This is a genomic window from Halosubterraneus shenae, from assembly GCF_050510935.1.
Classification (GTDB): Archaea; Halobacteriota; Halobacteria; order Halobacteriales; family Haloferacaceae; genus JBDGPU01.
Genome location: NZ_JBNLVO010000005.1, coordinates 1 through 12290 on the forward strand (window position 1 = coordinate 1; position 12290 = coordinate 12290).

Genomic DNA, 12290 nt, shown 5'->3' on the forward strand with positions numbered 1-12290 from the left:
GTGAGGCGGGCGGTTTCGAGCATAGACCACTCAAAGATCGTCCCGCCTCACCCTTCATCCTTATCTGAACACCGCCTTAAGTGTTCCAATATTCTAATAATGTATTTGAGTATTGAGGGGATTTTGAATACAAGCCTCAAAAGTAATGGTACAACCAGCCATACTAACATACCTCCAATTCAGAAATCATCTCAAACAATCGAGTTCCAATTTCAATTCGGTTGGAGGTACTCGATGAAAGCTCGTTCATTGAAACATAACCTTCGACGAACTTTTACAGGAGTCTTTCTAACGCTGTACTGAACAAGAGAAGGTGATCTAATATCACTCTGAGTGAAAATGTCCGATCTTCCCCTAAATGTTTCTTACTACACCAGTATCTTATATGAGATGAAGTCTCAAGAGGACATAGTGCCATGCTGATGTTGAATACTATTTGGTTATTCAAATCCTTAGGTTCAACCACCATCCTACACATCGTGTTGGAAGTTCTCTCCGATGATTCAACCAGATATGAGTAAAACAATAGTTCTGGGAATGTGTACCAAAGATGAAGAGGATTCAATCCGGAAATCTATGGAGTCCATTCGATCGCAAACACGTGATCCAGACTATGTTTTTATTTGTGACGCCAGTAATGATACTACACCAGATATAATTAGAGACGAACTTGAAAAGTCAGATATCCCATTTGAAGTATTCCGACAAGAACAGTATAGTGGCCATGGAGGTGCGAGACAAGAACTATACGAACGTATTCAGGACGTCAATCCGGATATCTTCTGTATGCTTGATGCGGCTAATGCCGCCAATAGTGACTGGATAAATAATATAGAGAACTTTTGGGAAGACAATCCAGAATATGACGCATTAACCGGTCCTAGTTGTGATCAGGACGTGAATCGCGAGTGTAGTACACCTCACGATCCGCTTTATTATCGACATGCAGCCATTGCTCTTGATGTCTCACTATTGGATACGATAGGGGGTTGGGATCCAGGTTTTGATCGTGGCGAAGATTGGGATTTTGCTCTTCAAATGTATCGGGCGGGAGCAGATGTTTTTACAAGCAGTCGATGGTGTTCTAAGTATCTTAACTCAGAGCCGTCTAACATTTATCGAAAACGCATCGCAGGCAACCCAACTAGCGTTCCATATCTCTACAAATACGGAACTTGGTATGCAAAATTTCACCCAGTACAAATCATAAAAGACATCGGGAGCGTGTTTTTCTATATTATCACTACAATTTTAGCATTGGTACTAGCATTCGCACCTCAGTATACCACGAGTGTTGTTAGTATTTTCACCATCTATTCAGTAGGTTTCATTCTAGGATCGGTGTTTTATGAAGACAAATTCCAACTTCATAATTTTAAACGAGCACTGTTTTTATTACTGTACACCGCACCAGCTGCTGCTCGAAGCACGAAAAAAGTCATTCAAGGCAAATATCAGAGGTGAATCATGACTGAGCATCCAAATATTGCCATTGTGGTTCTCGACACGCTCCGAAAAGACGCGTTCGACGAGCATTTTGACTGGCTTCCAGGCCGTCGTTTCGAAAACGCGTGGAGTCCCAGCCATTGGACTGTCCCCGTTCATGGATCGTTGTTCTCTGGAAAATACGCGACTGAAACGGGCGTACACGCTAAGTCATCTGGTTTTGATTATTCTGGTACTGCACTTGCAGAGCAACTCTCTTCGGAAAGCTATACAACTCGCGCGTACAGCTCGAACGTGAATATCACCCCCCAACAAAATTTTGACCGGGGGTTCGACGAATTCACCGGGAGTTGGCGACTCGACGCCGTTGGAGAAGATTACTTTGGGTGGGGAGAGTTCTCTGCCGAATCCGAACGGAGCGGACTCAGCATGTATGCAGCTGGGGTCGTTTCTTGTATTTTCTCGGACGCGAAGACGTTCCCGTCGTTGAAGAACGGGGTTATCACCAAATTTCGAGATCTAGACCTGGATGGGGCACTCATTGACGATGGAGCGAAACGCGCGAAACAATGGATTACCGAGACGGACTTCGGTAATCAGGAATTCCTCTTCGTGAACCTAATGGAGGCACACTCGCCGTACCTCCCGCCGCGAGGATACCGTACAACGCAGCGGGTGGATGTCGACAGTATCCGTAGTTACATGGACGAACCCGACGTTTCTGAGGAAACCGCAAGGCAGGCCTATGACGATAGCGTCAGGTATCTCTCCGACATTTATTGCGATATCTACGAGTCGCTAAGTGATTCCTTTGACTATATTATCACACTCTCGGATCACGGAGAATTACTAGGAGAACACGGTGCATGGGATCACCTCTACGGAGTGTACCCAGAGTTGACACACGTTCCATTAATCGTCGATGGCCCGGGTCTCTCCGGTACGTCCGATGAAGTCGTGAGTCTGTTGGATGTTCATGCGACGGTTTTAGACATCGCCAACGTGTCGGGGGAGTCTCGCGGAGCGTCTCTTCTCAGTGAGAGAGATGCGATACCTCGACTGACTGAGTACCATGGGCTATCGCCAACTGTGAAAGAATCTCTTCAATCCGAAGGATACGATACCACGAAGTTCGAGACCGAGTTGCGAGGTATTGCCGTTGAGGATAACGTCTACGGGTATCAAACGGCGGATGGTTTCGAATGTATCCCAGAGACAGCGGACGCTAAAGCTCTCCAAGAAGGCATTTCGGAGATTGTGGAAAATCTTGACCATCGTCACGTTTCGGAAACTGGCGTGGATGACGATCTTCAGTCGCAGCTTGAAGCACTGGGGTACGCGTAATCGTCATTCTTTTGCTGGCAACTACACTTGACAGACACAAGATGACTCTCGTCGTTCTCGGTTTAGATGCTCTTGACTCCGCTCTTGTCGACGAATTCGAGGTCGATTCTCTTCGACTCGATACGCACGGGCAAATGGAAACTGTCGCTCATATGCGTGAAGAACCGTACACGCCGGAAGCATGGGCGACGATCGCAACAGGAGTACACCCTCGGGAACACGGAGTCAGCGGTGGAACGAGTACCTGGGACAATTCGATAGTCGATTTTCTCTCGAAATATTCTGGCCACCTCTCGATGTCGATGCGCGCGAAACTAGGAAATCTAGTTGAACGGACGACGAGGGCCGAGTACACGATTAGCGAAGTTGACATCCCCAACATATTCGAAGGTGGCGACAGAGTCGTTCACAACTGGCCGGGAGTACACAACGGAGAGGAATTGAAACGTGCATGGGATATTATGTGGCGAGAGGGGCAGACCAATGCAGAGTTTGAGCGCGATATTCATGGTTTAGCTGCTGAACAATTTGGATGGGCACGAGAAATGCTCAACCACGACGTTGCGGTCGCGGGCGTTCATATCCACCTTCTAGATGCCACAGGACACGCGTACTGTGATAATCGTGAGCGACTACGCAAAACATACGAGCGGGCGGACGAATTCGTTAGCAGAATACGTGATACATTGAGCCAAGACGACGACTTGCTCATTCTAAGCGACCACGGTATGGTAGTCGATTGGTATAACGACGAGGAAGACCGGGGAATGGAGCCGGGGAGCCATTCTTGGAGAGCATTTGCGAGTTCCACTCAGGATTCTGTTCCACAGGACGTTTTTGAGGTAGCTAAGTGGGTTGATCGGCACGCAAAGGAAGTTCCGGAGAGCTCGGATAAGCTAGACATCGACGAGGAGCAACTTCGAGATCTCGGTTATATATGAGCGCCGGAGAAGCGGACTTCGGGGTCGAGATATCGAAGGGTATCCTCGCAAAGTTCGCGATGGCTGCGATCGGATTTATTGGATCCGTCGTTTTTGCACGAGTTCTCGGACCAAGTGGATATGGTGCGTTCTATGTTGTAGTTACGCTCGTTAACGTGCTAGACAACCCAGTGACTGGGTGGGGTCTCGCATGTAAAAAACGCATCTCCGAATCAGACTTTCCCACATCGGAGGCTCTCGGATCCGGTCTTCTTGGAGCAGCAGCTCTTCCCCTTGTTATTCTCCCTGCGACATATGTAATTCATCACTATACTGGAATCTACGATCTATCTGGACTAGTCATCCCCTTCAGCTTCCTATTTATTGTAATTTGTTTCTTCGCGGTGTCTAATCGTATTCTCTCAGCTAGATCCAACTTTTCAGCAGCTGAGTGGGCAGATACACTCCGATCACTGTTTACAACACCCCTCCAACTGATATTTGTACTCTCCGGGTTGGGAACTGTCGGAATGGTATACGGGCTAACCATCGCCACTGCACTGACTATTCCGTACGTCCTGTATCAGATAGGAGTTAAACCAGTGAGTCCATCTAGAGAGTCACTGAAGAGCATTTCAACATATGCCAAATACAGTATACCGAACGGTTTTATTGGAACCACGCAATCCCGAATGGATATTCTCCTTCTCGGAGCATTAATATCGTCATCGGCTGTCGGAAACTATCAGGTTTCGTTACAACTCACGATGGCGGGGACCTTCGTTGGGGGAGCCATATCAATGGGATTAATGGCCCGGGTAAGCGACCACTGGAGTCGGAATAATTCAACTGCAGTAATCGACGATGTCACTAACTCCCTTGGATACGCGAGTTTGCTAGCAATACCCATCTTCTTTGGTGCTGCAGCGATGCCGAACGATCTCCTCGTAACCGTCTTCGGTTCCCAATACTCTGGTACAGGCCTAGTTCTAGTTGGTCTGGCTCTATACCGAGTATTGAACCTACAGTCATCCCAACTTAAGTCGACAATCGCTGGATTAGATCGACCAGATATCAATACCCGAATAGGGGCAACGATCCTCGTTTTGAACGTCGGGTTAGGTTACGCACTGTTACTTGAATACGGAATTCTAGGGGTCGTTGCGGCAACGATAGTGTCCGAGATTCTCCGATATGTATCTCTTGCATATGCGATTAAACAGTACCTACCGCGTATTCCGTTATTCTCGCGTCCATTGCAACATCAACTGTTCGCGGGTATTCTGATGTTTGCAATAGTCGATAGACTTCACGCAATTCTCGGCATTTCGTGGTGGGGTGAACTACTGATCCTCATCGGACTCGGGGGGATCGTCTATTTTGGAGTACTCACATCAGTCAGCGAATCGTTCCGCGTCACCGTCAAAGGAGTACTCTCCGACGCCTTCGCAAGTTAGCGCCTTACAACTTCACAAGGCTTATTCGGTCTCTTTTAGTCCGTACAAGCAATGAGCGAGAAGACCGAGGAGTCGGGGCTTTCCTCCTTTTCGGCAGATTCAGCCCGCGACGCTCTCGAAGATTGGTACCATATACCAGTACTTGGCGCAGCGATCGCGTTCATGTTCTGGGTACGAATTCAGGCATCGGAACGCTTCACGCGCAACGGGGAGGTGATGTTCCGCGGTAATGACGCTTGGTATCATTATCGCGAAACGATGTACACTATCCTGCATTACCCGTCAACCATGCCGTACGAGGTATGGACGGGTTTCCCGACCGGGACCCTAGCTCCCCAGTTCGGGACTCTCTTTGATCAGATCACGGCAACGATAGTTCTCCTTGTTACTCTGGGTAGTGGTGATAAAGCGACGGCGATGCGTGTTATGCTCTACATGGCACCGCTTTTCGGATCGCTCGTCGCTATCCCGGCGTACTACATCGCCCGGCGGTTCGTTGGTCGATTCGGTGCCGTAATCAGCGTAGTCCTCTTGGCGCTACTCCCGGGCACGTTCCTCAACTACACGCTCGTCGGATTCTACGACCACCACGCTGCAGAGGTTCTTTTCCAGTCACTCGGGGTTCTCGCGTTCCTGGCAGCCTTCGGCATTGCCTCTCGTGAGAAGCCCGTCTGGGAACTGGTTGTTGACCGGGATGTCGAAGCACTCCGACGTCCGTTCGGGTTCGCCGCACTAGCAGGCGTTGCTGCCGCACTCTACATGTACGTCTGGCAGCCGGGGATCATTCTCGTTGGCTTCACCGGTATCTTCCTGGTGATAAAGATCACGAGCGACGTTGTTCATGGCGATAGTCCCGAGCCAGTTGCGTTCGTAGGTGCTGTCTCGATGACGGTTACGGGGCTTCTAATGATCGTCCCGCTCAACCAGTTCACCTTTGGTCCGGTTGGATACACTCTCGCCCAAGTTGGTCTCCCACTCGCCGTCGCTGCTGGGAGTGTTCTGCTCGCATTTATTGCACGAGAGTGGGAATCTCGGGACCTCGACCCGATTCAATATCCCGTTGCTGTTCTTGGATTAATCCTTCTCTCGGTAGGAACCCTCGCGGTAATCTATCCGAGCGCGTATAACACGATCATCAACAACCTGCTGCGCTCCGTGGCCTTCGGCGCAACCGCCGAAGTCCGCACCATCGGCGAGGCCCAGCCCTTCCTCGCGGGAGGCAGCGCCGCCGGCGCGATTATGGGCGAGTACGGCCTCACGTTTTTCACGGCCCTCGTCGCCGCCCTCGTTCTGCTCGGCGGACCCCTCGTCCGCAGCGAGGAGACGAACGAGACGATCTACGTCGCCGGCGCGCTCGCGGTCGTCGGCACCGTCCTCCTGATCCCGCAGCTGTACGCCGCCATCGGCGGCGTCATCGGCGTCGAGTGGCAGGTCATCGGCCTCCTCCTCGCGACGGCCGCCTTCGTCGGCGCGACGTATCTCCACCAATACGAAGCCGAGAAGCTCTACCTGCTCGTCTGGGCCGCGTTCATCACCGCGACGGCGTTCACCCAGGTGCGCTTCAACATCTACCTCGCCGTCCCGGTCGTCATTCTGAACGGCTTCTTCGTCGAGATGACGCTGGACAAGCTCGACCTCAGCGGCTCCGTCGACGAGGTCGTCAGCGACATCGAGGGGTGGCAGGTCATGACCGTCGTCACAGTGGTCCTCGTCCTCATCGTCCCGCTCGTCTTCGTGGCGACGCCGGCCTGGACCGCCGGCGCCCAGAACGGCCCCGGTTCAGTCACGCAGTGGGACGGCAGCCTCGAGTGGATGAACGACGAGACGCCGACGCCGGGCGAACTCGGCGGCGCCGACGACCCGATGGAGTACTACGGCACGTACGAGCGCCCCGCCGACGGCGACTTCGAGTACCCGGACGGCGCGTACGGCGTGATGTCGTGGTGGGACTACGGCCACTGGATAACCACCGGCGCCGAGCGCATCCCGGTCGCGAACCCGTTCCAGCAGCACGCGACGCTCGCGGCGAACTACCTGCTCTCACCGAGTGAGCAACAGGCTGAGGGCGTCCTGAACAACGAGACCGCCGACGCCGAGGGCACGCGCTACGTCATGGTCGACTGGCAGATGGTCAACCCGTCCTCGAAGTTCGGCGCGCCGGTGACGTTCTACGACGCGGAGAACGTCAGCCGCGACGACTTCTTCGGGATCCTCTACCAGCGTGGGCCGCAGGGCCAGGGCTACCGCTTCGGGATGCAGGTGCGCCAGCAGCGCTACTACGAGAGCATGATGGTGCGGCTGTACAAGTACCACGGCAGCGCGATGGACCCGAAGGCGGTCGTCGTCGACTGGGACCAGGAGCAGGCTCAGACGCGGTCCGGTGAGACGGTCACGATCAACGTGACGCCGCAGGGGCAGAACGACTCGGTCGTGAAGACGTTCGGCTCCATGCGGCAGGCACAGGAGTACGTCGACCAGCAGGACGGCACGGCGCAGATCGGCGGCGTCGGGCCGTACCCGACCGAGCGCGTCGAGGCGCTCGAGCACTACCGGCTCGTCCACGCCAGCGAGGCGAGCGCGCAGTCCTCGGGCCGGTATATCCAGACGCTGTTCCGGCAGATCCAGACGACCGGCCTCCCACAGAGCGCGCTCACCTGGACGCCGTCCAACTGGGTGAAGACCTTCGAGCGCGTGCCCGGCGCGACCATCGAGGGCTCGGGCGCCGCGCCCGGCCAGGAGGTGACCGCGCAGGTCGAGCTGAAGATGCCGCACCGCAACGAGACGTTCACGTACACGACGTACACGACCGCCGACGAGAACGGGAACTTCGAGTTCGTCGTCCCGTACTCGACGACCGGCTACAGCGAGTACGGCCCGGAGAACGGCTACACGAACGTGAGCGTCCGGGCGACCGGCTCCTACCGCATCTTCGACTCGGGCACCGTGAAGGAGGACGGCACGTTCGTCCAGAACCGGACGACCGTCGAAGTCCAGGAGGGCCAGGTCAACGGTGACGTCGACGAGCCCGTCACGGTCGAGCTCGAGCGCACCGAGAGCGGCGGCGAGACGAACGAGAGCTCGACGAACGAGACGAACAGCTCCAGCATTGAGCCCGCGGGCGCGTTCCAGTCGCTCGCCGTCACGGACGACGTCGCGAACGACGGCCTCGATGCGGGCAGCTGGTCGCCGCAGGCTGGTACCGCCGGCGACGGCATCGGCCTCGCGGTCGACGCTGAGACGGCGCTCACCGGGATCGGGCACTAACTGATGGTGACGCTCCGGGACTGGCTCGTCGTCTACGCCAAGGGGGTCGCGATGGGCTGTGCGGACGCCGTGCCGGGCGTCTCCGGCGGCACGATCGCGCTCATCACGGGCATCTACGAGCGGCTCATCGCGGCGGTCACCGAGATCGACCCCGAGCGGATCACGCGCGTCCTCGCCGGGGTGCGCCCCGCCAACCTGCCTGACGCGCGCGCGGCGTTCCACGAGGTCGACGGGACGTTCCTGCTCGTGCTCGGGGCCGGCATCGGCACCGCCCTGGTGACGGTCCTCCGGATCGTCCACCACCTGCTCGAGGAGTTCCCGGTCGTCACGTTCGGGTTCTTCTTCGGGCTGATCGCGGCCAGCGCCGTCGTCCTCTTCAGCGAGGTCGACGTCTCGACGCAGCGCCGGAAGGGCGCAGCCCTCGCGGGCTTCCTCGCGGCCTTCCTCACCTCGGGGTACGCGTCGACGGCGGTCGGCCACGAGCTGCCGGTCGTCCTCGTCGCCGGCGCCATCGCGGTGAGCGCGATGATCCTGCCGGGGATCTCGGGGTCGCTGCTGCTGATCATCATCGGGCAGTACGAGTACATGTCGGGCGCGCTGTCGACGTTCGTCGACGCGCTGATCGGCGTGCTCACCGGCGACGGGGTCGGGCCCGCGATCGACGCGGCGCCGCCGGTCGTGACGTTCCTGGTCGGCGGCGTCGTCGGGCTGTTCACCATCGCGCACGCGGTCCGGGCCGCCCTGGAACGCTACCGGATGGCGACCATCGCCTTCCTCGTCAGCCTCGTCGTCGGCGCGTTGCGCGCGCCGGTCGTCGAGACGGGGATCGTCATCGCCGAGCAGGGCCGCACCTGGCCCGCGGTCCTCCCGACGTTCGTCGCCGCCGCGGCGGTCGGGGCGACGCTCGTCTTCGTCCTCGATCGGTTCGGCGGCAGCATCGAGTATTGACGCCGGCCTCGCGGTCGGCGTTTCGAGCTCCTTTATAAGGCCCGTTCGCCACTGCCCAGTCGCTTGCGACTGGAGTCACGTTTTTGAGGGCGGCCGTCCCATCACGGAGTATGAACGCCGAGCTCCGGAAACCGACCGACCGAACCTGTGAGAACTGCGGCCGCGAGGAGGTATGGGACGATGACGCTGACACCTGGCGCGTCGCCGACGACCCCGGGAACGTCTACTGCATCCACGAGTGGGACATCAACGGGAGCTTCCTCCCGGTCGAGAACGAGTAGGAAGTGTAGAGAAACGAAGTTGTACTCCCTTATTCCGCGACGCCATCGAGCTGCTGCGCTGCCGGATGGTCGTCCGGAACGGTCGCGAGCAGCCGGTCGTAGACGGCCGTCACGCGAGCGCGTACCTCGGCCATGGACACGTCGCCGGCGCTTTCGCCAGCACCGTCGGCGGCGTCGTCGCTGGCGACGTCGGTGGGTGCCGGGCCACGTTCGCCCGCAGCCCGCACTAAGCCCAGCGCGCCGCCCATGCCGACGCCCTCCTTCGCTTCGCCGCGAACGTAGGCAGCCATCGCCGGATGGTCGCTCGCCGCGAACTCGGGATCGGTGACCGTCAGGTCGAGGTCGAGCGCGTCGGCCAGCCGTCGGACTCCGGCCGTCTCGTCGTTCGCGATGAAGGCGGTCGTCGACTGCGACAGCGGCGCGTCGACGCCGAAGTGCCGGACCACCGCGGCCGCCGCGCTCATCTGCGTCCCGCCGCCGAGCGTGACGCTCGTGCCGGACTCGAGCGCGCCGACGGTCAGTCCCGCGACGCCCGCGAGAACGGGGTCGCCCACCGCGCGCACCGCCGCCAGCGGGTCACCGGCAGCGTCGCCGCGGTCGAGGTCGCTCGCGTCGAGACCGGCCGCGACGACGTCGCGTTTGAGCTCCAGCGGGTTCTCGGGGAGTGAGGAGGAGACTGCTCGCTCCTCGCCGAGTGCGGTCAGCACGCCCATCGCGGTCGTCGTCCCGCCGGGGATCGTCTCGGCGACGACGAGCTCGTCGTCGGGGATCGAACGGCCGTGCGCGCGGGCCGCCTCGAACTTTTCCGTCGCGTCGCCGACGGCGACCTCGTCGCGCACGTCCGCGCCCGCCTCGCCCGGCAGGTCGACCGTCGGCGCGTTCGTCGCGCTCGCGGTCCCGGCGTTGAGGACGACCGTCTCGAAGCCCAGCAGTTCCCGAACGGCGCGCGTGACGACCGCGGGCGTCGGGCAGCCGGTCGGACTGACCGGGACGACCGGGGCCTGCGTCGGCTCGCCGTACGTGAGTATCTCCGCGTCCGCGCTCGGCGTGTGCACCATCAGGTCTGGGTCCGCGCCGGCCGCGCTGATCCCGTCGATGCGGGCGGTCGCCGTCGAACCGATCGTGAGAACGAATTTCATTGTCGAGTTGGGGACGGGCGCCGCGCCGTGGCTTCCGGCCCTCGCGACCGGACCCGGGCGACGACCGCGCGTTGCATCCAGCTCAGTTGAGCTACGACAAACAAGCTTGTGTTCCGGGCGACTTCGCTCCCGGCAACTGACACAACGAAAGGGTTGATGAGCGAACCGCCGAAAGTGGTGGTAACTACCATGGATCAGGCTACTCGCTTCCGCTTCGATTACCGGCCGGGCGCGCTGCGGTTCGGCGCCGGCGCCGCCGCCGACCTGGCGACCGAGCTCGACGAGCAGGAGTGCGACCGCGCGCTGGTCGTCTGCGGCTCGACGGTCGGTGCGTCGCCGCCGGTCATCGATCCCGTACGCGACGGCCTCGGCGACAAGCTCGCCGACGTCTTCGCGGAGACGACGCCGGAAAAGGAGCTCGCAACGGCCATCGCCGGCGCCGACGCGCTCGACGCGGCCGACGCCGACGCCATCGTGAGCCTCGGCGGTGGGAGCAGTCTCGACCTCGCGAAGGCGATAAGCGTCGTCGCGGCCGACGACCGCAACCGGAAGGCGATCGCCGCCGAATTCGCCCGTCGCGGGACGATTTCCATCCCCGAGGCACCGCTCCCGCCGATCGTCGCGGTGCCGACGACGCTCGCGGGCGCGGACCTCTCCATCGGCGCCGGGCTCAACGCGTCACCCGACACTGGGCTGGTCGAGGAGTACGTCAGCGGCGGGCTCTCCGACCCCCGACTGATGCCGAGCGCCGTCGTCTACGACCCCGAGCTGTTCGCCACGACGCCGAAATCGGTCCTCGCGGCCTCCGCGATGAACGGGTTCAACAAGGGGATCGAGACGCTGTACGCCCGGACCGCTACCCCAGTCACGGACGGGACGGCGGTTCGGGGACTGCAGCTCCTCCAGGAAGGCCTCCTCGAGCTTGGCGCCCGCGGCGGCGAGGGCGGTGAAGGCGTGGACGACGGCAGCGCGGACGACGGTGCCGAGCACGGCGTCGACGCGGCGGTCCTGGAGCCGGTCGTCGAGGGGACGATGCTCGTCCAGTACGGCATCTCGCGGCCCGAGGAGTCGACGCTGTCGCTGATCCACGCGTTCGGCCACGGGCTGACCGCCGGCTACGAGGTCCAGCAGGGCGCGGCCCACGCCGTCGTGACGCCACACGCGCTCTCGTACCTGTTCGAGCAGGTCGACGGGCGGCGGGACCTCCTTGCGGACGCACTCGGCGTCGGCGACGCGCCGGACCCGGCTGGCGCCGTCGTCGACGCAGTGACCCGCGTTCGCGACGCGCTCGGGCTCCCGAGTCGCCTCCGGGACGTCGCTGGCCCAGAACCCGCGGCGTTCGAGGCGGTAGCCGAGACCGTACTCGAGGACTCCTTCATGGCGAACGCACCCGCGGCCCTCGACCCGACGAGGGAGGAGATCGAAGCAGTGCTGGAGGCCGCCTACTGAGACTGCGACCACACCGACGGGTCCGCCGATCGATCCCGATCG

The 12290-nt window shown here is 59.3% G+C and carries 9 protein-coding genes; 8 read left to right on the top strand and 1 reads right to left on the bottom strand.

What is annotated here, in order from left to right; genetic code table 11:
- Positions 1 to 498 precede the first annotated feature (498 nt).
- From ACQE3M_RS11535 to ACQE3M_RS11565, 7 genes are all read left to right on the top strand, one after another.
- Positions 499 to 1464, top strand: coding sequence for a glycosyltransferase family 2 protein (locus ACQE3M_RS11535; RefSeq protein ID WP_430505769.1), 966 nt, complete (start codon positions 499 to 501; stop codon positions 1462 to 1464).
- A gap of 3 nt (positions 1465 to 1467) precedes the next feature.
- Positions 1468 to 2790: a sulfatase-like hydrolase/transferase gene (locus ACQE3M_RS11540; RefSeq protein WP_430505770.1), complete on the top strand. Its 1323-nt coding sequence runs from the start codon at positions 1468 to 1470 to the stop codon at positions 2788 to 2790.
- A gap of 41 nt (positions 2791 to 2831) precedes the next feature.
- Positions 2832 to 3731: an alkaline phosphatase family protein gene (locus ACQE3M_RS11545; protein ID WP_430505771.1), complete on the top strand. Its 900-nt coding sequence runs from the start codon at positions 2832 to 2834 to the stop codon at positions 3729 to 3731.
- Complete coding sequence (locus ACQE3M_RS11550) at positions 3728 to 5167, top strand: lipopolysaccharide biosynthesis protein (protein WP_430505772.1); 1440 nt, start codon at positions 3728 to 3730, stop codon at positions 5165 to 5167. The genes ACQE3M_RS11545 and ACQE3M_RS11550 overlap by 4 nt, the downstream gene beginning before the upstream one ends.
- Positions 5168 to 5218: 51 nt before the next feature.
- A complete protein-coding gene (locus tag ACQE3M_RS11555; protein ID WP_430505773.1) occupies positions 5219 to 8431 on the top strand; it encodes an oligosaccharyl transferase, archaeosortase A system-associated in 3213 nt (1070 codons plus the stop codon).
- 3 nt (positions 8432 to 8434) lie between these two features.
- Positions 8435 to 9379, top strand: a complete 945-nt coding sequence (locus ACQE3M_RS11560) for a DUF368 domain-containing protein (protein ID WP_430505774.1) — start codon at positions 8435 to 8437, stop codon at positions 9377 to 9379.
- Between the two features lie 110 nt (positions 9380 to 9489).
- A complete protein-coding gene (locus tag ACQE3M_RS11565) occupies positions 9490 to 9660 on the top strand; it encodes an HEWD family protein (protein ID WP_430505775.1) in 171 nt (56 codons plus the stop codon).
- Between the two features lie 29 nt (positions 9661 to 9689).
- Here the strand turns inward: ACQE3M_RS11565 and cobT are convergent, their stop codons facing one another.
- On the bottom strand, positions 9690 to 10799 hold the full coding sequence (cobT, locus tag ACQE3M_RS11570; RefSeq protein WP_430505776.1) for a nicotinate mononucleotide-dependent phosphoribosyltransferase CobT: 1110 nt from the start codon (positions 10797 to 10799) through the stop codon (positions 9690 to 9692).
- Positions 10800 to 10988: 189 nt separating this feature from the next.
- On the opposite strand from cobT, the gene ACQE3M_RS11575 reads away from it, so the two are divergent.
- Positions 10989 to 12248 carry an iron-containing alcohol dehydrogenase family protein gene (locus tag ACQE3M_RS11575; protein WP_430505777.1) on the top strand — a complete coding sequence of 420 codons (1260 nt, stop codon included), beginning with the start codon at positions 10989 to 10991 and terminating at the stop codon, positions 12246 to 12248.
- The last annotated feature ends 42 nt before the right edge of the window (positions 12249 to 12290 follow it).